The 22,843-nt window shown below is 68.7% G+C and carries 24 protein-coding genes and 2 pseudogenes; 18 read left to right on the top strand and 8 right to left on the bottom strand.

The features are described 5' to 3' along the window. Positions 1-183: 183 nt before the first annotated feature. Entirely contained in the window at positions 184-996 is an 813-nt protein-coding gene (locus OG972_RS34510) for an AraC family transcriptional regulator (protein ID WP_266988265.1), read from the top strand. Between the two features lie 370 nt (positions 997-1,366). Here the strand turns inward: OG972_RS34510 and OG972_RS34505 are convergent, their stop codons facing one another. Continuing rightward, positions 1,367-1,942, bottom strand: coding sequence for a TetR/AcrR family transcriptional regulator (locus tag OG972_RS34505; protein WP_266988264.1), 576 nt, complete (start codon positions 1,940-1,942; stop codon positions 1,367-1,369). A gap of 115 nt (positions 1,943-2,057) precedes the next feature. Here OG972_RS34505 and OG972_RS34500 point away from each other — a divergent pair, with 115 nt between their 5' ends. The 4 genes from OG972_RS34500 to OG972_RS34485 all read left to right on the top strand — a co-directional run bounded on the left by OG972_RS34500 (position 2,058) and on the right by OG972_RS34485 (position 4,803). Further along, entirely contained in the window at positions 2,058-2,750 is a 693-nt protein-coding gene (locus OG972_RS34500; RefSeq protein ID WP_266988262.1) for an SDR family oxidoreductase, read from the top strand. Positions 2,751-2,806: 56 nt separating this feature from the next. Continuing rightward, complete coding sequence (locus OG972_RS34495; protein ID WP_266988260.1) at positions 2,807-3,262, top strand: aldo/keto reductase; 456 nt, start codon at positions 2,807-2,809, stop codon at positions 3,260-3,262. A 278-nt stretch (positions 3,263-3,540) separates the two neighbouring features. After that, on the top strand, positions 3,541-4,545 hold the full coding sequence (locus OG972_RS34490; RefSeq protein WP_266988258.1) for an NADP-dependent oxidoreductase: 1,005 nt from the start codon (positions 3,541-3,543) through the stop codon (positions 4,543-4,545). 54 nt (positions 4,546-4,599) lie between these two features. Further along, positions 4,600-4,803 (top strand): hypothetical protein, encoded by a 204-nt coding sequence (locus tag OG972_RS34485; protein WP_266988256.1) that lies wholly within the window; start codon positions 4,600-4,602, stop codon positions 4,801-4,803. Between the two features lie 312 nt (positions 4,804-5,115). Here OG972_RS34485 and OG972_RS34480 read toward each other — a convergent pair whose 3' ends face one another. Next, positions 5,116-5,367 (bottom strand): alpha/beta fold hydrolase, encoded by a 252-nt coding sequence (locus tag OG972_RS34480; protein ID WP_266988254.1) that lies wholly within the window; start codon positions 5,365-5,367, stop codon positions 5,116-5,118. Between the two features lie 378 nt (positions 5,368-5,745). Here OG972_RS34480 and OG972_RS34475 point away from each other — a divergent pair, with 378 nt between their 5' ends. From OG972_RS34475 to OG972_RS34460, 4 genes and pseudogenes are all read left to right on the top strand, one after another. Next, entirely contained in the window at positions 5,746-6,339 is a 594-nt protein-coding gene (locus OG972_RS34475) for a TetR/AcrR family transcriptional regulator (protein WP_266988252.1), read from the top strand. A gap of 51 nt (positions 6,340-6,390) precedes the next feature. Beyond that, positions 6,391-7,188: pseudogene (locus tag OG972_RS34470) on the top strand (NADPH-dependent F420 reductase); the annotation flags it as partial. Positions 7,189-7,397: 209 nt separating this feature from the next. Beyond that, the gene (locus OG972_RS34465) at positions 7,398-7,604 is read left to right on the top strand and encodes a hypothetical protein (protein ID WP_266988250.1); all 207 of its coding nucleotides are present in this window, start codon (positions 7,398-7,400) and stop codon (positions 7,602-7,604) included. Between the two features lie 68 nt (positions 7,605-7,672). Continuing rightward, positions 7,673-8,647, top strand: a complete 975-nt coding sequence (locus OG972_RS34460) for a sugar-binding transcriptional regulator (protein ID WP_266988248.1) — start codon at positions 7,673-7,675, stop codon at positions 8,645-8,647. Positions 8,648-8,707: 60 nt separating this feature from the next. Here OG972_RS34460 and OG972_RS34455 read toward each other — a convergent pair whose 3' ends face one another. Continuing rightward, positions 8,708-9,232, bottom strand: a complete 525-nt coding sequence (locus tag OG972_RS34455; RefSeq protein ID WP_266988247.1) for a TetR family transcriptional regulator C-terminal domain-containing protein — start codon at positions 9,230-9,232, stop codon at positions 8,708-8,710. Positions 9,233-9,378: 146 nt separating this feature from the next. On the opposite strand from OG972_RS34455, the gene OG972_RS34450 reads away from it, so the two are divergent. Genes OG972_RS34450 through OG972_RS34440 form a run of 3 tightly spaced genes read left to right on the top strand, consistent with a single transcriptional unit; the run spans position 9,379 to position 12,619 of the window. Next, complete coding sequence (locus OG972_RS34450; RefSeq protein ID WP_266988245.1) at positions 9,379-11,046, top strand: Mu transposase C-terminal domain-containing protein; 1,668 nt, start codon at positions 9,379-9,381, stop codon at positions 11,044-11,046. Continuing rightward, complete coding sequence (locus tag OG972_RS34445) at positions 11,043-12,095, top strand: TniB family NTP-binding protein (protein WP_266988243.1); 1,053 nt, start codon at positions 11,043-11,045, stop codon at positions 12,093-12,095. The genes OG972_RS34450 and OG972_RS34445 overlap by 4 nt, the downstream gene beginning before the upstream one ends. Continuing rightward, positions 12,092-12,619 (top strand): TniQ family protein, encoded by a 528-nt coding sequence (locus OG972_RS34440; RefSeq protein ID WP_266988241.1) that lies wholly within the window; start codon positions 12,092-12,094, stop codon positions 12,617-12,619. Before OG972_RS34445 ends, OG972_RS34440 begins: the two co-directional genes overlap by 4 nt. Before the next feature lie 16 nt (positions 12,620-12,635). On the opposite strand, the pseudogene OG972_RS34435 reads toward OG972_RS34440, so the two are convergent. Further along, positions 12,636-13,833: pseudogene (locus OG972_RS34435) on the bottom strand (RNA-guided endonuclease InsQ/TnpB family protein). Between the two features lie 51 nt (positions 13,834-13,884). On the opposite strand from OG972_RS34435, the gene tnpA reads away from it, so the two are divergent. Further along, entirely contained in the window at positions 13,885-14,313 is a 429-nt protein-coding gene (tnpA, locus tag OG972_RS34430; protein WP_266988239.1) for an IS200/IS605 family transposase, read from the top strand. 706 nt (positions 14,314-15,019) lie between these two features. Here tnpA and OG972_RS34425 read toward each other — a convergent pair. Both OG972_RS34425 and OG972_RS34420 read right to left on the bottom strand, forming a co-directional pair. Further along, entirely contained in the window at positions 15,020-16,003 is a 984-nt protein-coding gene (locus OG972_RS34425) for an NADPH:quinone reductase (RefSeq protein ID WP_266988238.1), read from the bottom strand. Positions 16,004-16,023: 20 nt separating this feature from the next. Further along, on the bottom strand, positions 16,024-16,602 hold the full coding sequence (locus OG972_RS34420; protein WP_266988236.1) for a PadR family transcriptional regulator: 579 nt from the start codon (positions 16,600-16,602) through the stop codon (positions 16,024-16,026). Between the two features lie 99 nt (positions 16,603-16,701). Here OG972_RS34420 and OG972_RS34415 point away from each other — a divergent pair, with 99 nt between their 5' ends. Next, positions 16,702-17,121, top strand: coding sequence for an ester cyclase (locus OG972_RS34415; RefSeq protein WP_266988234.1), 420 nt, complete (start codon positions 16,702-16,704; stop codon positions 17,119-17,121). A gap of 528 nt (positions 17,122-17,649) precedes the next feature. On the opposite strand, the gene OG972_RS34410 is transcribed toward OG972_RS34415, so the two are convergent. Further along, positions 17,650-18,243 (bottom strand): TetR family transcriptional regulator, encoded by a 594-nt coding sequence (locus tag OG972_RS34410; protein ID WP_266988232.1) that lies wholly within the window; start codon positions 18,241-18,243, stop codon positions 17,650-17,652. Between the two features lie 96 nt (positions 18,244-18,339). Between OG972_RS34410 and OG972_RS34405 the strand changes: the two genes are divergently transcribed. Beyond that, complete coding sequence (locus OG972_RS34405) at positions 18,340-19,317, top strand: aldo/keto reductase (RefSeq protein ID WP_266988230.1); 978 nt, start codon at positions 18,340-18,342, stop codon at positions 19,315-19,317. Positions 19,318-19,337: 20 nt separating this feature from the next. On the opposite strand, the gene OG972_RS34400 is transcribed toward OG972_RS34405, so the two are convergent. Continuing rightward, a complete protein-coding gene (locus OG972_RS34400; RefSeq protein WP_266988228.1) occupies positions 19,338-20,267 on the bottom strand; it encodes an AraC family transcriptional regulator in 930 nt (309 codons plus the stop codon). A gap of 88 nt (positions 20,268-20,355) precedes the next feature. On the opposite strand from OG972_RS34400, the gene OG972_RS34395 reads away from it, so the two are divergent. From OG972_RS34395 to OG972_RS34385, 3 genes are all read left to right on the top strand, one after another. Beyond that, the gene (locus OG972_RS34395; protein ID WP_266988226.1) at positions 20,356-20,751 is read left to right on the top strand and encodes an MmcQ/YjbR family DNA-binding protein; all 396 of its coding nucleotides are present in this window, start codon (positions 20,356-20,358) and stop codon (positions 20,749-20,751) included. Further along, entirely contained in the window at positions 20,748-21,116 is a 369-nt protein-coding gene (locus OG972_RS34390; RefSeq protein WP_266988224.1) for an MmcQ/YjbR family DNA-binding protein, read from the top strand. Before OG972_RS34395 ends, OG972_RS34390 begins: the two co-directional genes overlap by 4 nt. Positions 21,117-21,218: 102 nt before the next feature. Next, entirely contained in the window at positions 21,219-22,532 is a 1,314-nt protein-coding gene (locus tag OG972_RS34385; RefSeq protein WP_266988223.1) for a replication-associated recombination protein A, read from the top strand. The last annotated feature ends 311 nt before the right edge of the window (positions 22,533-22,843 follow it).

Below are 22,843 nucleotides of genomic sequence, written 5' to 3'. Positions count from 1 at the left end.
GTCAGTGGGGGGGTGGGGTGGAGCGCGGTCAGGCGGGTTCGGGGGTGAGGATGCCGGTGTGCAGCTCGCCGCTGCGGTCGCCGACCGCAGCCGCGTCGTCGCGGGACGGGATGTGGTGAAAATGGGAAGCCCTCCCGACCAGCATGCCGTCGACACCGCCGGCTACCTGCCGCCCCGGGACCGGTGCACGGCGTCCGCGTCGAGCGGGTGCGCGACATCCCCGCCATCGAGACACGACGGGACGTGACTCGCGCACACCGCATCGCCTTCCACCTGCTCCTCCTCCCCCACCGGGGCGCGGTGCGCCACATGGTCGACTTCGCCGACCACACCCTTGGCCCGGACGACGTGCTGTGGGTCCGCCCCGGCCAGGTGCACCGCTTCGTCACCGACCCGGCCCGCTGTGACGCCACCACCGTGATCATCGAGCCCGGCTTCCTCGATCCCAGGACCGCCTCCGCCGCAGGACTGGACGTCTGGGACTCCCTCGCAGTCCTGCACCCCACCACCATCGAACGGCCTCTGGTCAACCTGGCCCTGGCGCATCTACAGGCCGAGTACGAAGCCGCCCTCACCACGCCGCCCGACCGGGCCGTCACACTGGTGCGCCACTGCCTGGCCGCCTTCGTGCTGCGCATCGGCAGCGCGTCGATCGCCTCGAGACCGCCCTCCCCCGTGTCGCCGCTCTTCGCCCAGTTCCGAAAAGCGGTGGAGCGTGATTTCACCCGCACCCGCTCGGTGAGCGCTTACGCCCACACGCTGGGCTACTCGCGCCGCACGGTCGCAAGCACCGTCAAGACCGCCACCGGGCAGACCGCCAAGGAGTTCATCGACGCGCGGGTGATCCTGGAAGCCAAGCGCCTGCTGGCCCACACGGACCTGCCGGCCTGGCGCATCGGCACCCACCTCGGCTTCGCCGACGCCGCGAACTTCTCCGCCTACTTCCGGCAGCACACCGGAACCGCGCCCGCCGCCTTCCGCACCGCCCAGATCTGAACGTCGCAGCGGCCCGGCTCACCCATGCCTCGACGGCTGCTCACTTCCGCACCACGCCGCCGAGCTGGGCCCGTCGCGGACGACGCGCCGACCCGTGCTCGGCGGCCATGGCCCTCGTGGAGGGGCTACGCCACCGAGCCTGCGCGGAGCAAGGAGGGTCCGCGGAGGCGACCGCGCGGCCAGGGAGAACCGGGGAGCCTCCGAGACCAGCCGGCGGTCGTACTGCCGCGCTGACGCCGGCGACGCCCCGGCCGACAGCGCTACGGCCGACCGGGGGCAATCACGGCCCCTCGCCGGGGTGCCCGCGATGTTCGACGGTGGGTGCGACCGGCGCGCACACGCCGCGCGGTGTCCGGGGCCCCGACCCCGGTCAGCGGGCTTCCGTCAGGGCCGCGTGCGCGGCGGTGAGGATCTCCTCGGAGAGCGGGGAGCCCTTGGTGGCCCGGGACAGGACCAGCGCGCCGAACAAGGTGCACAGCCGGGCGATGCCGTCCTCGCCCCCACCGGCGGCCCCGACCGGGGCGAGGAACGCGGCAAAGTCGGCCACCCCCTCGGTGTAGGCGCGGCGGGCCTCGCGACCCTCGCCCCCGCGTGCGACGTCGACGGCGAGGGCTGCGACCGGGCAGCCGCCCGCCGGGTCGTCACGGTGCTCGACGGAGAGGTAGGCGTCGATCAGGGCCCGCTGAGCGGTATCCCTCTGCCCGTCGTACCGCTCAAGCCCGGCCGCATGGCGCCGGGCGAGCTCGGCGAAGGCGTGGGCGGTCGCCTCGTCGACGAGCGCCTCCTTGGAGGCGAACTGCTTATAGAAGGCGCCGTGGGTCAGACCGGCCGCCTTCATGAGGTCGACAACGCTCACGTGGGTGCCCTGCTCGCGGAACAGCCGGGAGGCGGTGTCCACCACCCGCCTGCGATTTTCCTCCGCATGCGCCTGCGATACGCGGCCCATGGCCACCTCCCATTTGGATGTCGACTGGCATCTATCGTAACTCGGTGTTTAGATTGGTTGCGCAATCTAATTTATATGGGTGGCCCGACGGCCCCCGCCAGGACCAGGAGCAGACATGGAACTGAAGAACGCGGTCGCAGTGGTCACCGGCGCCAACCGGGGGCTCGGGCGGCACTTGTCCGCCCAGCTCGTGGAGCGCGGGGTGAAGGTGTACGGCGCGGCTCGACGCCCCGAGACGATCGACGTGCCGGGTGTCATCCCACTGCGGCTGGACGTCACGGACGAGGCGTCGATACGGGAGGCCGCCCGCATCGCTTCCGATGCGACGCTGCTGATCAACAACGCGGGCATCTCCACCGGCGCGACGCTGATCGGAGGCGACCTGGACGAGGTACGTCGCGAGATGGAGACCAACTTCTTCGGCCCGCTCGCCGCCACCCGGGCCTTCGCCCCCGTCATCGAGAGCAACGGCGGCGGCTCCGTACTCAACGTCCTGTCCGCCCTGTCCTGGTTCCACCCGGCCGGCCTCGGCTCCTACGCGGCCTCCAAGGCCGCCGCTTGGGCGCTGAGCGACGCGACCCGTGAGGAGCTGGCACCGCGCGGGATCAACGTCTCGGCGCTGCACGTCGGTTACATGGACACCGACATGGCCGCAGGCGTGCCTGCCGATCAGAAGGTCGCCGCCGCCGACGTCGCGGCCCAGGCCCTTGACGGCATCGAGACCGGCCTGCCCGAGATCCTCGCCGACGAGACCAGCCGGTACGTCAAGCAGAGCCTGTCTGCGACACCCCCGCCGAACGCGGGCTGACGCTCACCCTCCACCCCGGCGCGGCCGCCTTCCCACCCCTCATGCAAGGACATCTCATGCACCTTCGGACACCGGACCGGACTGCACGTGTCCGAGTACGCGCTCGGCACCGCGAACTTCGGCACCGGCTGGGGCGCCGGCGCCGAGACGAGTACAGCCTCGTCGAGCGCACCGCCGACCGCGAACTCCTGCCCATGGCCGAGAGCCTCGGACTGGGCGCCGCCCTGTGGTCCCCGCTCGGTGGCGGGCTGCTCACCGGTAAGTACCGCAGCTCCGCCGAGGGGCGCCTGAGTGACCTGGGCATGGTCATCCACACCGAGAGCACCGGCCAGAAGACCGCCGTCGTCGACACCGTCCTGGCGATCTCCGAGGAGACCGGCGTGACGCCCGCCCAGGTGGCGGTGGCCTGGGTGCGCGAGCGCGCCGCCCGTTCCGTGGCCACGCTCGTCCCGATCATCGGCCCGCGCAGCCTCTCCCAGCTCGACAGCTACCTCGGCGCCCTCGACGTCTAGCTGACCGATGAGCAGTACGCCCGACTGGCCGAGGTCAGCGCGGTGCCGCTCGGCGTTCCCCACGAGGGGATCGGCGCCTCCCTGGACCGCCTCCAGGGAGGCGCCGCCGACCGGATCACTGCCCCGGTCGTGCCGGTGGCCTGATGGGTGAACGCGGCTGAGGACGCAGTGCGCCCGCGTCGCATCCAGGAAAACAACACAAACTATCTCGTACTGGCGGAAGCCTGGGGCGAGCGGAGACCCCGCCCTCATGGACGGGACACGGAACGGAGACGACGATGAGGGCTTTCATGGTCGAGAAGTACGGTGACGCGACCACCATGCGCACCGCCGAGGTAGCCGACCCGCAGGTAGGTGCCGACGACGTCCTGGTGAAGATCCACGCGGCGGGCGTCAACCCGCTGGACCTCAGGATCCGCAACGGGGACTTCAAGGCGTTCATGCCCTACCGTCTCCCCCTCGTCCTGGGCAACGACCTCGCCGGAGAGGTCCTGCAGGTCGGGTCCTCCGTCACCCGCTTCGCGGTGGGTGACGAGGTCTACGCCCGGCCCGACAAGGACCGCATCGGCACCTTCGCCGAACTCCTCGCCGTCCACCAGGACGACCTGGCACCCAAACCCGCCATCCTCACCATGACCGAGGCCGCCTCCCTGCCCCTGGTCGCCCTGACCGCATGGCAGGCGCTGGTCGAGCGGGCGCGCGTACAGCCGGGTCAGAAGGTCCTCATCCACGCGGGCGCCGGCGGCCTCGGCTCCATCGCCGTCCAGCTGGCCAAGGCGCTGGGCGCGCACGTGGCCACCACCGTGAGCACCGCCAAGGTCGACCTGGTCAAGGACCTCGGCGCGGACGTCGTCGTCGACTACCGCACGCAGGACTTCGAGGAGATCCTCGACGGCTACGACGTCGTCCTCGACAGCCTCGGCGGCGAAAACCTCGCCAAATCCCTGCGCGTGCTCAAGCCCGGCGGCATGGCTATCAGCGTCGCGGGCCCGCCCGACCCCGACTTCGCCCGCGAACTCGGCACGAACCCGGTCCTCCGCCTGGCCATGACCGCGCTCAGTTCCAAGACCCGACGCCAGGCCAAGCGCCTTGGCGTGACGTACTCCTTCCTGTTCATGAAGGCCAGCGGCGACCAACTGCGCGAACTCACCCCCCTCATCGACACCGGGAAGATCCGCCCCCTCGTCGACCGCGTCTTCCCGTTCGACGAAACCCTCCAGGCCATGGAGTACGTCGAAAAGGGCCGGGCGAAGGCCGGCAAGGTCGTCGTCGCCATGACGTAAGGCGGGCGCGCCGACATCGACCGGCTCCGCCAGATCACCACCCACCCAGCACAGATGACCAGCGCCGCGGAGGGCGATCCTCTGCGCCTGCGGGAGCTGACGGCCGAGCTCGGCGAGGTTCTCGAACGGCACGACGCCATCGGCGGTGCCGTGAATGCCGGTCACCGGCTGGTGAGGTCCCACACCCCGCAGACCGTGGGTGAGGAACTCCTCGCACGCCGCCGACTGCGCCGCCCAGGCTTCCGGCGACACGGGTGACGCCATGCGGGCGCCCAGCAACTCCGCATACTCCCGGGAATGCGCTTCGGTCCAGCCGGGAGCGAAGGAGTTCGGCATGGTCCGCCGCGCGAACTCTTCGCTGGGCAGGTGCGCGTGGTCGCGCCACAGCATGGCCGTCTGCTCGGGGACGGGCAGCGCACCGGGACCGCCTGGCGAACTGGCGATCACGACCACCGACGCCACCAGGTCAGGATGCGCGGCTGCCAACTGCAGCGAGACGTATCCCCCATCGAAGTACCCATCACGTGGGTTGGTGGGGAGCCCAGCGAGCGCAACACGGCCGCCGCGTCATCAGCCAAGGTCGATGGAATACGGACCGGTCGGTGCGTCGAATGGCCCGGTACCGCGGTTGTGGAGCAACACCAACTGGTAACCGACAGCGAACTCCGCTCGCTGTGGTGCCCAACTCCACGGCCCGTAACCCAGACCCGGGACGAGCAGTAGCGTCGCCACCGCCGGCCGCGCGGGAACGATGACCTCGGCCGCGATCGTCGCCCCATCGGGAGCAGTCACATACAACAGCCCGGCGTCGCCGTCCTCCATCAGTACCTCCTCAGGCGTGGTCGATGCCTGAGGTTCGGCTGCACCCGTTTCATCAGCGTTACAGCCAGGGAGCAACCCGTCCGAGCCCCGAGACAGGGGGATGCAAAGGATGCGCATTCCTCTACCCGGGGCAACGCGTCGGTTTCCCGGTGTCGGGCGGCCGGGGAGCGAATGGGGCCACGTGGACAACCGTCCGGTTCCCGAAGGGGAACAGTGACCGAGCCGCGCAGGGCCACCGAACTCGACCCGTCGAGCAGCAAGCGCCCCGTGGACCGCTCTCCGGTTTGACCGGAGGGAGTCTCCGTTTTACGCTCGAAGACATACGGAGGCAGCATCCGTTTTAATGCGTGCACGTACTCACCGTGGACAGGAGGACGCATGGTCATCAGCGGACGCCAGGGGCGCAAGCCCCGCGCGGACGTCCAGCGCAACCGCGCGACCCTCCTCGAGACCGCGCAGCGGCACTTCCTGCGGCACGGGGTCGGCACCTCCTTGGAAGCGGTGGCCAAGGAGGCGGGGGTTGGGCCCGGCACCCTCTACCGGCACTTCCCCACCCGGGAAGCACTGCTCGCTGCCGTGCTGCAGACCCGCTCCGAGGAACTCGTCGCCCGCCAGGCAGACATCGAGCAACTCGGCGACCCGGCCGAGGCGTTGGAGCAGTGGCTGCGGGCGATGGAGGAGTACTTCAGCGCCTACAGCGGCCTTCCGGAACCGCTCATGGCCGCGGCCCGGGCGCAGGAGCCGGACAGCCCGCTCACGATTCCCTGCGACATCCTCATCACCGCCACCGACCAGTACGTGCGAGCGGCGCAGCACGCGGGGCACGTGCGGGCATCGGTGCAGGGGTACGACCTGTTCCTCGCGGCCTGTTCCCTTGCCTGGATCAAGGGCAACGGCACCGACGAGGAGTCGCTCGGCCGACTTCGCGCACTGATCGCGAGCGGCTACAGCGAGCGAGACGCCCAGGCGTAACCGCCGCACAATCCGGTCCGGCCCCGCCACGCCCGGCGGCTCGATCACGCCCAGTCATCACATGACGCCACCTTTACCGGTGGCGCAGCACAACCCAGCAAAGGACAAGTCGTGAAAATAACTGTTATAGGCGCCGGCGCCATCGGCGGGAACCTCGCCTCCAAGCTCAGCACGGCCGGTCACGAGGTGCTGGTGGCCGATGCCCGCGGCCCCGAGGCCGTCCGGGCGGAGGTGCTGGAGTCCGGGGCCCGCGCAGTAGCCCTGGAGGAGTCGGTCCAGGGCAGGGACGTGGTCGTCTTGTCGATCCCGTTCGGCGTGGCGGGCCAGCTGGCAGACCTGTTCGCATCGGTGCCCGACAGGACCGTGGTCATCGACACCTCGAACTACTACCCGGGCATGCTCAGCGAGCCGATCCAGGCGGTGGACAACGGCCAGGTGGAGAGCGTGTACACCGCGGAGCTGCTCGGCCGCCCCGTCATCAAGGCGTGGAACGCCGCGCTGGCCGAGACCCAACGCACGAAGGGCGTCCCGGCGGGGACCCCCGGCCGTATCGCCATCCCGGTCGCCGGTGACTCCGACGAGGCGCGAAAGGTGGCCATGAGCCTGGTGGACGACACCGGCTTCGACCCGTACGACGCCGGCACACTGGCCGACTCCTGGCGTCAGCAGCCCAACGGCCCCGCCTACTGCACCGAGTTGACCCTCGACGAGCTGCCGGCGGCCCTGGCCGCGGCCGACCGCGTCAAGGACGCGGCCATCCGCGACAGCCTCCCGGAACGCTTCGCCGCCCTCCCGGCCAACCCCACTGTCGACGACGTCGTCGAGATGAACCGCGCCGCCCACCGCTGAGCCACCCGACGCCGCTCTCGTGCACGCAACGACACGAGAGCGGGCAGCGCTGGTACGCCGCGAACACACAAGACGAACACAGACAGCGGCGCTCACTTCGGCAAGGTCGTCATCACCCACTGACACCACCGCGTCCGCGGTCGGCTGCGTGACGGGGTTGCCGGTCGACCGCAATCGCATGTTCGTGCGGGACTCGGGCCGCGAGCTGGATGTCCCCGACCTTCCATCGGGGGCGGCCAGCGTTCCTCGGTGCGTTCGAGGACGGCGTCATCACGTACTGGCTGCTGATCGACAGCGGTGAGGTCTGGATGGTCCGCGGCTATGAAGGCGATGGGGACCAGCAGTACGGGCTGGTCAGTTCCTCGGTTGCGGCTCTGCAGAAGATGCAGTCGGTATACATGAAGCCCCGCCGATAGGATGTTCCTCGGCGTAGACACGCAGCCCGGCCGGCGGCCTGGCCGCCCGGACAAGCGAGGATGGAGCCATGGTCGCGGCAGGGTCCTCCACTCCCAGCGATGACCACATGCGGCTGCTGGTCAAGGTGGCCCGCATGTATCACGAGCGCGGAGTGCGCCAGCCCGAGATCGCAGCACATCTCAACTTGTCCCAGGCGCGTGTGTCGCGGCTCCTGAAGGAAGCCGTCGACCGCGGAGTGGTGCGCACCGTGGTCGTCTCGCCCGAAGGCGTACATGCCGAGCTCGAAGACGCCTTGGTCGCGCGCTACGGCTTGCGTGACGCCGTCGTCGTCGAAGTGGAGGGCACCGGCGTGGAGGTCATTCCTGCGCTCGCGGCAGCGACCGCCACGTACCTCGACGCGACGCTCAAAGGCGGAGACGTCATCGGTGTCTCCTCCTGGAGTGCCACCCTGCTCGAAGCCGTCAAGGTCATGCGGGCCAAGACGTCATCTGTCGCACAGGAAGTCGTGCAGCTGATCGGCGGCTCCGGCAGCCCGGAGGTGCAACTCCACGCGACCCGCCTGACCAGCCGCCTGGCCGAACTCACCGGAGCGCGCCCGGTGTTCGCACCGTCCGCGGCTCTGGTCGGCAGCCGTGAGCTACGCGACCTGCTGTCCCAGGAACCTGCGATGCTGCAGGTCACAAAGACGTGGTCTCATCTCACGCTGGCGCTTCTGGGCATCGGCAGCCTCGACCCCTCACCGCTGCTGCGCCGCTCCGGCAACGCCATCACCGCACAGGATCAGCAACAGCTCAAGGAGCTCGGTGCCGTCGGTGACGTCTGTGCCCGCTATTTCGACGCGGAGGGCAACCCCGTCGACGCACCCTTCAACGACCGTCTCATCGGCATCGACCCCGACCAGCTGCGAGCGGTGGATCGCCGCATCGGAGTCGCCGGGGGCATGGACAAGGCGGCTGCGATCCGGGGAGCGGCACGCGGTGGATGGATCAACATCCTGATCACAGACGTCGAAGTTGCCCGAGACCTGCTGAGCGATAACTGACCCTTTCGGGCGCGGAGTTCTTCGGCGTGCTGTGCCAGGCAGTGAAAGATCCTTCTCCGATCACCGCTCGTCGATGCGGGCACCGATGGCCCGCAGGTGAGCGTCGAACGCCGCCACCATGTCGAAGGCGTCGTCCAGCAGCCACTGTGTCTGCAGGCCGTCCATGACGGCGAGCAGGCTGGCTGCGATGTGCGCAGGATCCGGGCCGGGGGGCAGGATGCCCCTGTGACGCTCGTTCTCCACTCCGGCCGTGGCGGCGTTGCGGACCATGGCGTACCGCTCCTGGAAGAACGAGTGCGCCGGGTGATCGCTGTCAGTGGATTCCGCTGCGAGGGTGGCGAACAGGCGGACCATGCCGGGGTCTGCCGAGTTGCGGCGCACCAGGTCGCGCAGTGCCTGGACGAAGCCGCCGGCAGGAGGCTGCGCTTGGGCCAGATTGCTGCCGATGTCGCGTTCTTCGAGGAGCGCGATCAGCAGGCCCTGTTGCCGGATGACGAGCGAGAAGCGTCGGGTCCCGCCGACGGCGCGGATCGCGGAGTTCCCTAAGAAGGCTGCTGAACAGGCCCGTTGGTGGGAAGGACACATCCTGGAGGTGCTGCACGGATTGCCGCCGGATGCTCCCCACGGGGCAGTGCCGCGACCGGAGTTCGACCCTCGGCAACGTTGCCTGGCCGAGCGGGAGCGGGCGAAGGCCGCCGAGCTGACAGCAGCGGGCCATCGGATGACGGCCAGTGGAATCAAGCAGCGGCGCCAGCGTTATCAGCGCGAGGGGCTGGTCGGGCTGGCGGACGGCCGGTCGGCCGGTCGGCCGGTCGGCCAAGAAGCTGCCGGACTTCGGCCAGATTTCCCCGTTGGTGGTCGAGGCAATGAGGAGGGCGATCGCCGAGACAACCGATGCTTCCTCGAGGACGGTCCGGTTCACCATCTGGCGGACGAAGGAGATCCTGGCGTCCCGCGAGGACGCCGACGCCATCGAATTGCCCACGGAGCGCACGCTTTATCGGCTGTTCGACAAGTTGGCGGTCGGCACGCACGCGACCGGTTCGGCGAGGGCACGCCGCTCGTTGCAGGCGCGTCCGGCCGGCCCGTTCGGTGAAGTTCCGGCTGTCGCGCCGGGCGAGCTGATGCAGATCGACTCCACTCCGTTGGACGTTTTGGTACGGCTGGATGACGGCATCGCGGAGAAGGTCGAGTTGACCGCGCTGGTCGACATCGCGTCCAGGTCGATCACGGCGGCAGTGCTGCGTCCTACGACGAAGGCGGCCGACGCCTCCGCCCTCCTGGCCCGCAGCATCACACCGGAGACGATGCGGCCGGGCTGGCCACAGGCGCTGCGGATGTCCCGGTCGGTCCTGCCGCACCGGCGGCTGCTGGCCCTGGACGAGAGGTTGGAGCAGGCGGCGGCGCGGCCGGTGATCGTTCCAGAGACGATCGTCTGCGATCACGGAAAGGTGTTCATCTCGCACAACTTCCGTGCCTCCTGCCGCTTCTTGGGCGTCTCGCTGCAGCCGACGCACAAGGCGTCACCCTTCGAGAAGGGCGTGATCGAGAAGACGCTGGGATCGGTGGCAACGCTGTTCGCGCAGTTCGTCGCGGGGTACACCGGCCGCTCGGTCGACCGTCGTGGCCGGCATGTGGAGGACGGACCGCTGTGGTCCTTGCCCGAGCTGCAGGACCTGCTGGACGAGTGGATCGTCACGGTCTGGCAGAACCGGCCGCACGACGCGCTGCGCGATCCCTGCGCGCCGAAGCGGATGTTCTCGCCGAACGAGAAGTACGCGATGCTGCTGGAGTCGCGCGGCTACGTTCCGGCCCCGTTGAGCGGTGAGGACTACGTCGAGTTGCTGCCGGAGCGGTGGCACGCGATCAATGCCTACGGCATCCGGATCAAGCACCGCACCTACGACAGCCCGGAGTTGAACCCGCTGCGCCGTCAGCACTCCGGAATCGCGGAGAGGAAGGGCTTGTGGGAGGTCCACTACGACCCCTACGACATCTCGCGGATCTGGGTACGCGACCGCCGCGGCGAGAGGGACCAGTGGATCACCGTGTTCTGGCGGCACCTGCACCGCATCGGCGTCCCGTTCGGCGAAATGGCCTGGGACCACGCCCGCCAGCAGAATCCGAACGGCAGCGAAACCCGGATCGCGGAAGCGGCAGCCGCCCTGCTCACGCGCGCCCACAACGGCCCTGTCGGCGAGGAGCGCGCTCCGGCCCAACGGTCGAGGAAGGACCGCCGGGTCGCAGCCCGTACCCGAGCGACCGCCCCAAGCCGGGAGATCCCTGAGCCACCGGCCGAGAACGAGCCCATGGACGAGGACACGGCGGACTCCGCACTGGCAGAGGTCATCCCGCTGGGTCTGTTTGACCCGCTGGCTGATCCTTGGAGGCGCACGTGACCATCTCCAAACCGGCGGCCCGACGCACCGCTCTGCAGGGGACCGACGCCGAGACCGACCGGCAGCTGAACACGTTGACTGGATGGCGCAGGTTCATCAACGGCCCACCCGCTCCCCCGGTCTTGGCGCCGCGCAGTGCTTGGCAGCAGATGAACCCAGCCGAGCGGGATCTCTATGACGAGTCCCGCCTTGACCATCACGCTCGGATGCTCACGGTCGCCACCTCGTTCGTCGAGCGGACGGTGATCTGCGGCCGCCGTCTGGTGCTGCTGAAACGGCACGCGATCAGCGCCCGTCGCGGGCTGATCGTTTCCGGCCCGGCGGGAACTGGTAAGACCATCGCCATCACGCAGTTGGGGCGCTCCCATGAACTCCTGGACCGGGCCCGGCACCCCCATGCCACAGACCGGATCCCGGTCGTCTATGTCACCGTCCCGCCCGCCGCGACCGCCCGCATGATCGCGACCGAGTTCGCCCGCTTCCTGGGCCTGCCGGTGCGGGCCCGCTCGAACATGACGGACATCATCGAGGCCGTCGTCGGTGTCTGCACCGACACCCGCACCGGGATGGTGCTGGTCGACGAACTCCACAACATCTCGCTCACCAGCCGCCATGGCGCCGAAGTCGCCGACGCCCTCAAGTACTTCTCCGAACGCCTGCCCGCCACCTTCGTCTATGCCGGCATCGATATCGACGAATCCGGGCTGCTGTCCGGGACACGCGGCGCTCAGATTGCCGGCCGCTTCACCCTGATCCCCTCCCGCGCCTTCCCCTACAGCACTGAGTGGAAGGGCCTGGTCGCCACCATGGAAGACACCCTGCGGCTGCACGAACACCGCCCTGGCACCCTCACCGGCCTGGACCGCTTCCTGCACGACCACACCGGCGGCATGATCGGATCTCTCTCCCACGCCATCCGCGGAGCCGCAGTCGACGCCATCCTCACCGGCACCGAGAAGATCACCAAGAAGAGCCTCCAGGCCATTCCGCTCGACCACTCTGCCCACACCGCGGCGTCGCTGGCCACAAAGACCGCTGCCTGCCGATGAAAAACGAACTGCCGCCCCGGTTTGCGCCCCTGCCGGTCCGATTGCGCCCCTGCCTCGGAGAATCCGCCAACTCCTACATCCGGCGCCTGGCTCGCGCCAACCATCTCAAGCCCAGCTTCCTGCACTGCTACCTCTGCGGCCCACCTCAGTGGTTCGGCAAGCCGCTTCTCGAAAACCTCGCCACCACCGCAGGCCACTCGCCCGAAGCACTCGAACGCGCCCTCGCTGACGCCAACGCCCTGGGCGGCAGGAACAGACCACGCCGGCGCCTCCCCAGGAAGAACCCCTTCGCCCGGCGCCAGGACTTGGCTCACAGCATCGCCCAAGATGCCCTCAAGGGCACACACATCCGCACGCTCGCCAAGCGCTACAACCTCCGCTCCTGGGACGTCCGCTTCGCCCTGGAGACACCACGCCTGACCGCCTCAGAGACGGGTCCGCTGGCCGAACCCATCACAGGCGTACTCGCCGACACGGTCGAGAGCATGATCGGCAGAGGTCTCAGTGACTCCTCCCCCTCGTGAACGAGGGGGCTTCTCGCTATGCCGGTGCGGCTTCGCGACGGACCAGCCCGGCCCGTAGAACGTTCAGGGCGCCCACCGTGTCCGCGTGCGCGCTGTGGTCGCACGAGACGCAGTGGAACTTCTCCTGTGTGGGCCGGTTCTCCGCTGCGACGTGCCCGCATTCGGGGCAGGTCCGGGAGGTGTTGCGGGGGTCCACAGCGATCACGTCTCGTCCGGCACTTTCAGCCTTGGCGTGCAGGATCGTCAGGAACACCCCCCATCCGGCATCCGAGATCGAGTGGTTGAGTCCGGCCTTTGCGGCGGCCCTGTTGGGCAGGAAGCTGCCCGGCCGGTCGGGGTCGGGCCTCGGTGCGGGGGCCTTGACCATGTTGCGGATCTTAAGGTCTTCGTGCGCGATGAAGTCGTGTTCGCGGACCAGGCCCCACGCGGTCTTGTGTGCATGATCGAGGCGCTGACGGCGAACCTTTCGGTGCAGGTCCGCAACCTTCTGGACGGCCTTCTTACGCCGGTTGCTGCGGCGCTTGCACCGAGCGACAGCCTGCTGTGCCGCTTCGAGCTTCGCGGCGGCCTTCCGCCCGTGCCGGGGTTCTCGATGAACTCGCCGCCCGAGTCGGCAAGGAAGTTGGCTATGCCCATGTCGATGCCGACCACAGAGCCGGTCGCGGGAAGCGGCTTAGGCGCGGTCTGCTCGGCGGTCAGGATCACGTACCAGCGCTTGCCCTCACGCTTGAGGGACACGGTCTTGACCTTGCCGACCACCGGCCGGTGCTGGTTGACCTTGACGTGCCCGACACCTTGGAAGCGGACGCGGGTGACCGGGTCGTGCGCAGTGGAGTCCCAGCGGCAGCCGTCCCCGTCCTTGGGGAAGTCGACCGTGTCGAACCAGTTCACGCCACGGAAGCGCGGGTAGCCCGGCGTTTCCCCGCCTTGACGCGGCGGAAGAACGCGGCGAATGCCTTGCCGAGACGGCGAAGCGTCGCCTGCTGGGAGGAGAAGGACCACCGGCCCTGACGCTCCGGGTCGTGCACCCGGATCTCCTTGAGCTGCGCGGACTGCATCCCGTACTTGATGCTCGTCTTCGATACGTGCCGGTACGCGTCACGGCGTTCCTGCAAGGCACCGTTGTAGAGGGAGCAGTGATCGCGCAGCATCTCGCCCAGTGCGATCGTCTGGCCCACGGTGGGCCGCATAAGGAACTTGTACGCACGCATCATCCGACCCACCCCCTTCCACGTTGGCTCGCTTGATCATACTACGCTTGGCGTATGTCACCACGCTGGAAGCCAAACCCCGATATCCGCACCGGACGGCACGTCACCTACACCCTCCACGCACACTTGGTGTTCGTCACCAAGTACCGGCGTGACATCTTCGATGACGCCATGCTCAAACGGTGCGAGGAGATCATGCGAGAGGTCTGCGCCAGCTTCGAGACAGAGCTACGCGAGTTCAACGGCGAGGCGGATCACGTGCACCTGTTGGTGCACTACCCGCCGAAAGTCGCCCTGTCTAAACTGATCAACTCCCTCAAGGGCGTAAGCTCCCGGTACCTGCGGGCCGAGTACACCGGCCGCATCAACCGGATCGGCATGGGGTCAGTGTTCTGGTCCCGCTCCTACTTCGCAGGATCATGCGGCGGCGCACCGCTGACCGTAATCCGCCAGTACATCGAAGGCCAGAAGCGGCCTATCTGACCGCAACGACAGAGGCGGAGCGAACTCCGGCGCTTCGCGCCTCCGGGCTTAGGATGCGTTTCCCTCCCCGGCTGAAGCCGGGGATACCCACGCAAGAACAGGGATGGAAGGCAGATCTGGGCAGAGCTCATGGACCACCACGAGTGCTCGATAACATACGGCTCGATCCGCCACTACATCCGTTACACGCGACCTCGGACCAGGACTGCGCAAGCAGACGAACGGTAGGCCAACGGATCGGCCTTCCCGCTGACGTCCAACTCAGTCGGTGGCCTCCCCTCTGGCCCCGAGCCGGAAACAGCCGCCAGCCGACCCCGTCCAGTCTTGCGCTGCTGGCCACGTCAGCAACTGCCGCATACCGCGCATCTTGCCAAACTCATTCCGATATGCGTGACCGGGAGAAGAACAGGCGTGGTCCTGCGCCGCCCCTTGGCCTGCTGCCGGGCCGGGGAGGCCAAGGGGACGTCTGCCCTGCCTGGCCCAACAGCAGGAAGCAAGCCGGGCTCCACACGCAGGTGCACGCGCCATGTTGCCTGCCCAACGGGAACAGCCCGGGCAGGTCACGAAGGCGCCGCCCAGATGACCGGTCTCACCAGGGCCAAGGCACGTCCGCCAGACCGGGAAGCGTGCGGAGTACGTATACCGGCAGCACCCCGACCTCAGAGCCGGTGGGATACCGGTGACGGGCCGGTGCTCCAAGTCCGCGCTATTGGGGGATGGTGAGCAGGATGCGGCCGTGGCCACCGCCGGCGTCGACGCGGTCGTGGGCCTTGGCGATGTCATCCAGCGGGTAGCGGTCGGCGACGGCGACGGTGAGGGCGCCGACGGCTGCGGAGGAGGTGAGGTCGCGGGCGGCCTGACGCTTGGCCTCGGCGGGGAAGTCGTCGCTGCCGAGCAGACGGAGGGTGACGTTGTTGAACAGCAGGGGCCAGAAGGGGATCTCGGTGCGGTCCGTGCGGGTGGCGTAGGCGGCGATGACGGCGTTGTTGGCGGCGACGGCGTTGTCGAGGTCGGCGTTGTCGGACAGCGCGACCTCGATGATCCGGTCGACGCCCCGCGGCGCGTACGAGCGGATGGCAGCGGCGGGGTCGCCGGTGTCCAGGGCGATGGCGTGGGAGACGACGGCCGGGTCGATGTGGTCGAGGTCCGGGGTGCGGCGGACGGTGGCGATCACGGTGGCGCCGGCCCAGTGGGCGAGCTGGGCCGCCAGGGAGCCGACGCCGCCGAGGACGCCGTGGACCAGGACCAGTTGGCCGTCGACCGGGCCGTCGGCGAAGACGGTGCGGTGGGCGGTGATGCCGGGGATGCCGAGGCTCGCGCCCAACTCGTCACTGAGGTGGTCGGGCAGGGGTGCGGCCTGGTGGTCGGGTACGACGGTGTACTGGGCGGCGGTGCCGAAGGGGCGGTAGGACTGGGCACCGTATACCCAGACCCGTTGTCCGGCGCGGTGGGCGTCGACTCCGGCGCCCACCGCGTCGATGACTCCGGCGGCGTCGCTGTGCGGGATCACCCGTGGGAAGGGCATGGACGAGCCGAGCCAGCCGCGCCGCTTCTTGGTGTCGCCGGGGTTGACGCCCGAGACGGTGACGCGGACGCGGACCTCGCCGGGGCCGGGGACGGGATCAGGGAGTTCGCCGACGTGCAGGACATCGGCGGCGGGGCCCTGTTCGTCGTACCAGGAAGCAAGCATGGGGGTACCTCCGTGGACAGTCAGCTCGCGGGAGCGGCGGGCGCATGCGGATCGCTGTCGGTACACGCAGTGTCGAATGCGGGCGGCTTCTCTCCGAGGGTCTCGCGCAGCCAGGTCCGCTCGGCGCGGCTGGTGGCGCGGGCGGTGAGCAGCATGCCCCGCCGGTAGGGGTCGGCGATCTCCTCGGCACGCAGGGGCCGCTCGTTGTCGTAGAAGAAGCTCGCCGGTTCTTCCAGGAACTCCAGCCGTCTGCGCAGCACCGCGTGCTGTTCGGCCACGTCGGGCAGGTGGGAGAGGAACGCCAGGACGACGTAGAACCGGGTGAAGTCGGTGATCTCGTGGTCGGCGGGCTCGCGCAGGCGCTGAAGCATGTCGGCCCGCCCAGCCGCGGTCAGGCTGAGCACGTATCGGGACGCCCCCGCGGCAGGGTCGGCGCGCCGCTCGATCAAGCCCGCCCTGGTCAGGCGGTTGATCGCCGGATACAGGCTGCCGTCACTGACCGGCCGCGTATAGCCGGTCAGCTGTGAGACGCGGCGGCGCAGCTCATGTCCGGGCAAGAGGGCCTCGGCCAGGAAGCCGAGTATCGCGAGTTCCAGCATGAGTCCATCTTCGCACGCAAACATCGAATCGATGTGAACATCGATTCGATGTTAGGCTCACAGGTACCCGCCCGAACGTCTCTGGAGAGGCACAGCAAGATGCCATCGCAGTCCACCGAGTCAGTGATGAACCGCTTCGTCGAGTTCATCAACACGGGCAACGAGGATCTCGCCCGCGAGGTCATTTCTCCGGACGCGGTGTTCCACGCGCCAAGCCACCCGGAACCACTGCGGGGGCCCCATGGGTACATGGAAGTCATCGGGATGATGCGCAGTGCCTTCCCCGACGTCCAGTGGACGCTGGAGGAGAAGGTCACCGAAGGCGACACCGTGGCCGCGCGGTTCACCATGCGGGGAACTCACGACGGTGAATTCTTCGGGATCCCGGCGAGCGGCAACAAGATCTCGGTGCAGGCCATGAACTTCTACTACCTGGCCGACGGCCGGATCGTCGGCGAACGGGGCCAGCCCGACCTCCTCGGGGTGATGCAGCAGATCGGTGCCGTACCGGCGCCGTAAACCTCGTAGCGCCGAGTGAGCCTTCTGCCGCGCGGGATTGCTGCTGCCAGCAGGGGGCCGGCGCGGTGGCCGAGAGCGAAGGCCCACACCGTGGTGCGGGAGGCCGACGCCGGTCACCGCAAGAGGTTGGTCTTCCATATGAGTTCCTTGCCATCCAACCCAGCCGACGCAGGCCAGAGCGCCCGGGCCGAAGGAAGCGTCACTCGACTGCGTTGACAGCGAAGTTAGTCCGCGCAGGTCAGCGACTTCAGCCGGACTAACTTCGCTGTCAAAGGACACGAACTTGTCCCTTGTCATCCAATCGATTCGTTTGACAGCCAACCCAGTCGTTTCGGCTTTTTTGACAGCGAACCTAGTCGTGACTTCGACGCGTCCCACCGGGCATCTGCGAGCAGGCGCCGGGCTTCGAGGAGGCGACACCGTCACCTGCTGCTCGAATATGCACGAGATGCGACAGTGCTCGGTCGCTCGCCCGAGTCTCCCGGGCGCCAATGAAGCAAGGCGCCACTTCGAGGGCTCGGGGCGCGGTCAGTGCTTCGTGGTCGCGGGAAACAGGCGCTCCACGGCCGTGATGATGGCGGCTCGGCGTGCCGCCAGGAACGTGGCGCGACCCTCGTCGTTTGGGGGCAGCAGGTCAGGCTGTGCAGCCCAGGCGGTGGCGATCTGGTGGACGAAGACCAGGATGTCGACCGGGTCCCAGTGGGCGTCCAGCCGGCCGGCTTCCTGGGCCTCGCGGAGTTGCTCGACCTTGCGGGCCACTGATTCCCGGAAGGAGTCGTAGGGGAGGGAGTCGCCGGCGTCGAGTTCCAGTTGCCCCCAGCTCATGAGCCGGAAGCGGTCGGGGTGGCCGGTGAAGTAGTCATGGAGGCGGCCGGCGTAACCGGGCAGATCGGTGGGGTCCATGCGGGTCGCTTCGGTCACGGCCGCCAGCTCCTGCGCGGAGACGAACCGGTAGAGGGCCACCTTGCTGGAGAAGTAGGCGTAGACGCGTTCCTTGCTGGTCCTGGCGGCCTTGGCGATCCGGTCGATCCGCGCCCCGGCGATCCCGTGCTGGGAGAACTCGGCCTTGGCGGCACTCACGATGCGGTCGCGGACCGAGTCTGCGCGGGTTGAGGCACTCATACTTCCACGCTACCCGACCAAACCGTTTGGTTTGCCGCTGGGCGGCGGTCGGCGTAGGCTAAAACCGAACTGTTTGGTTTGACATAGGAGATCGGCATGCACCAAAGGACACTCGGCACCCAGGGCCTGACCGTCTCGGCGATCGGCTACGGCTCGATGGGCCTGACCATGGGCTACGGCCCCGGTGACGAGGAGGCGGGCATCGCCGCCATCCGCCGCGCCCACGACCTGGGCGTCACCTTCTTCGACACCGCCGAGCTCTACGGCTGGGGCACGGGCAACAACGAAGTTCTGCTCGGCAAGGCGGTAAGCGACTTCCGCGACGAGGTCGTGCTGGCCACCAAGTTCGGCTTCGCACAGACCGAGCAGGGCCTGGGCCTCAACAGCCGCCCGGACAACATCCGCACCGTCACCGACAACAGCCTGCGCTACCTCGGCGTCGACCAGATCGACGTCCTCTACCAGCACCGCGTCGACCCGGACGTGCCGATCGAGGATGTCGCGGGCACCGTCAAGGAGCTCATCGACGCGGGCAAGGTCAAGTACTTCGGCCTCAGCGAGGCCGGCCCGCAGACCATCCGCAAGGCGCACGCCGTCCAGCCGGTCTCGGTCCTGCAGACCGAGTACTCGCTCTTCGAGCGCGACGTCGAGCAGCTCTTCCCGGTCCTTAAAGAGCTCGGCATCGGCTTCGTCCCCTATTCGCCCCTCGGCCGCGGCTTCATCACCGGTACCGCGAAGCCCGCGGGACATTACGACGCCACCGACTTCCGCAACACCAACCCGCGCTGGCAGCCCGGCAACTTCGAGAAGAACGTCGAAGCCGTCGAGCGACTCGGCCGGCTGGCCACGGCCAAGGGCATCACCGTCTCCCAGCTCGCCCTGGCCTGGCTGCTCGCCCAGGGCGAGCACATCGTCCCGATCCCGGGCACCCGAAGCGCCGCCCGCATGGAGGAAAACGCCCGCGCCGCCGACGTCACCCTCACCGAGGCCGATCTCGCCGCGATCCACGAGATCCTCCCGAACGGTGGATTCGGCGCCCGCTACGCCGAAGAGCACATCCCCAACTGGGTCTGACCCCAGCCCAGTTGGTAGACCTACCCGCGCGTTGCGTCCCGGGCCGCGAAAGCGGCCGGGGTGAGACCGGTGCGGTCGCGGAAGAAGCGGCCGAAGTTCGAGGGATCGGTGAAGCCGAGGTGGACGGCCACGGACCGGGCGTCCCACCGGGCGTCTCCCAGCAGACGCCGGGCTTCAAGGAGGCGCCGCTCGTCGATGAGCTCACGCACCCCCTTACCGGTGGCCTCCCGGGCGGCACGGCTGAGAGTACGGACCGAACAGCCGAGCAACTCGGCGTAGTCCGCGGCCCGGTGCAGTTCGCGGAAGTGCAGCTCCAGGGCGTCCGCAAACCGTCCGTAGGAGTCACCACGGCTTTTCCCGGCACTCGTGTCGGCGGGGGTGACCCCGGGGGCGTTGGCGAGGCGCAGCAGCAGCGATTCGAGCAGGCTGCGCCGCAGGGCGTGGTGGACGTCGAGGGGTCGGCGTCCGAGTGCGCGGTGTTCGTCCAGAAGCTGGAGTGCCGTCTGCTGGAGCCAGGCTGCGTCGTCGGGGCGCGGGCTCAGCACGGCAGGGGCCTCGTGCGCGGTCAGCGGGGCCAGCAGGCGGGCGATGTCGGGCCGCAGCACGTCCGGTTCGAACAGGATGAACGGTCCGCGGGCCGCGCCGAGCGGGTGCCAGCACTGCGCATGCCCGGGACGCACCCACAGCCACTGGCCGGGGGCGACGGTCCGCGTGACGTGGTCGACGTCGTGCCGCAACTCACCCTCGGTGACCGCGATGAGGTAGTGGAAGGTGGCGCGGCCCGGACGGGGCGGGTTCCACGGCCAGTCGTCGTGCTGGACGAAGAAATCCTCGACTGTACTCACCTCAAGGCCGTACGGGGTGCCGACCGGGGGCTGGAAACCGTACAGCGGAACCGCGGCCGGCCCGGCCTGGCCGCTCGGGCTGGGGTGTCGCTTCTCGACCATCACGTGTCCGCAGCCTACCGCCCTCCTTGTCGGGTTCGAGGGAAGGATGGGACGTGCCGCCGCGACCACCTCTTGAGGAAGGCACCGCCCCATGAACGGAACGGACCTGCACAAGACCGCCGTCGACTGCGCCGAGGGACTTCCCGGAGCAGCGCTGGAGCATCCCTTCGGCCCCGACTGGGAGGTCTTCAAGGTGCGCGGCAAGGTGTTCATGCTGATGACCGAGGTCCCGGGGCGTCCCGTCGTGATCCTCAAGGCGGACCCCGGTGAGGCCCAAGCCCTGCGGGAGCAGTACAGCCACATCACCCCGGGCTACCACATGAACAAGAAGCACTGGATCACACTGGAGGGCGGGGAAGGCGTCGACAAGGAGCTCGTCGGGGAGCTCGTCACCGAGTCATACCGGCTCGTCGTCGCTCACCTGCCCAAGGCCGAGCAGCCCGTCGACCCGCACACCTACGGCAGCGGAAGGCGGGCGTCCTGGTGAGCGCGGCCGGTGACCGGCTCCAAGACACCGCCCGCCGGGCGGCCCGCACCCTGCCCGACGTCAGCCACGGATATCCCTTCACTCCCGGACTCGACGTGTACAAGGTCGCGGGCAAGGTGTTCCTGATCGTCACCGACGACCCGGACGACCAGATCATCACGGTCAAGTGCGAACCCGAACACGCCCGCGCGCAAGAACGCGGCTACGCCTCGATCACCCCGGGCCACTACCTCGACAAACGGCACTGGATCTCGCTCGGGGCGGGTCCCGGCATCACCGAGCGGCTGGTCACCGACGCGGTCGAGAACTCCTACGACCTGGTCACCAAGCGGCTGCCGCGACGCGACCGCCCCGGTGCCCGATGAGCGCCGCGAGCTTCCCCGCGAGCGGCTGAGCCCCGCCTGTCAGTGTCCCGTGCAAGGCTCGTCACATCCGCAGACGCCCGCCTCCCACCACCCGAGAGACCGATGGAACCGACCGAAGCGACTCTGCCGCTCTTCGGCGAGGAGCCCGCCCGGCCCCTCGCCTACCGCCTGCGCCCCACCCGGCTGGAAGAGGTCGTCGGGCAGGACCACCTCCTTGCCCCGGACGCTCCACTGGGCCGCATGGTCGCCCAGCAGCGCCTCAGCTCCGCCATCCTGTGGGGGCCGCCCGGCGTCGGGAAGACCACCATCGCCCGGCTCCTCGCCGACGGCAGCAACCTGGCCTTCGAACCGGTGTCGGCCACCTTCTCCGGCGTGGCCGAGCTGCGGAAAGTGTTCGCCGCCGCACGCAGCCGGCGGGGCATCGGCCAGGGGACCCTGCTGTTCGTCGACGAGATCCACCGCTTCAACCGTGCCCAGCAGGACAGCTTCCTTCCCTACGTCGAGGACGGCACGATCACCCTGATCGGCGCCACCACGGAGAACCCGAGCTTCGAACTCAACGGCGCCCTCCTCTCCCGCACCCAGGTCCTCGTCCTCAAACGCCTCGACGAAGCCGCACTGTCCACGCTCCTCGACCGCGCCGAGCAGCTCACCGGCCACCGGCTGCCGCTGGAGGACGACACCCGCCGCGCCCTGATCGCCATGGCGGACGGCGACGGCCGCTACCTCCTCAACATGGCCGAACAGCTCCAGGCCCTCCCGGACACCGAGACTCCCCTGGACACCGCTGGGCTTGCCCACCACATCCAGCAGCGGGCCCCGCTGTACGACAAGGCGCAGGAGGGCCACTACAACCTGATCTCCGCGCTGCACAAGTCCATGCGCGGCTCCGACCCGGACGCGGCCCTGTACTGGCTCGCCCGCATGCTCGACGGCGGCGAGGACCCCCTGTTCGTAGCCCGCCGCCTGGCCCGCTTCGCGAACGAGGACATCGGCATGGCCGACCCGCACGCCGTCCAGCAGGCCCTCGCCGCCTGGGACGTGTACGAGCGACTCGGCTCCCCCGAGGGCGAGTTGGCGATCGCCCAGGCCGTCGTCTACCTCGCCACCGCACCCAAGTCCATCGCCGTCTACCGCGGCTTCAACGCCGCACACCGCGCTGCCCGCCGCACTGGTTCGCTCATGCCGCCCGCCCACATCCTCAACGCGCCGACCCGACTGATGAAGGACCTCGGCTACGGCAAGGATTACCAGTACGACCCCGACACCGCCGACGGCTTCTCCGGCGCCGACTACCTCCCCGACGGCATGGACCACGAGACGTACTACCAGCCCACCCGCAACGGCTACGAAGCCCAGATCAGCGAACGGCTACGCCACTGGAACGCCCTGCGCGCCCGCCGACGCAGCGGCTGACGCGGACACGTGGGCAGCGTCCAGAGCCAACCCACGGCAGATGTCATGCACCATCCGCATCCAGCATCCCCTCCGACCCAATGATCCACGCTAGCGACCGCCGTGTTGACATCCAACCTAGTCGACGCAGGTCAGCGAGCTGCGCACGACTAACTTCGCTGTCGAAGGACAACTGCTGTCCCTTGCCATCCAATCGAGTCGTTCGACAGCCAATCCAGTCGTTTCGGCTTCTTTGACAGCGAACCTAGTCGTGAGGAGTGCGCCGGCTGGGGGTGTTGTGTGGCTGTACCGGTCGGCACTCACACGTCACG

The organism is Streptomyces sp. NBC_01669 (genome assembly GCF_026339735.1).
Classification (GTDB): domain Bacteria; phylum Actinomycetota; class Actinomycetes; order Streptomycetales; family Streptomycetaceae; genus Streptomyces; species Streptomyces yanii.
This window is presented reverse-complemented; position numbering and strand designations above follow the sequence as displayed.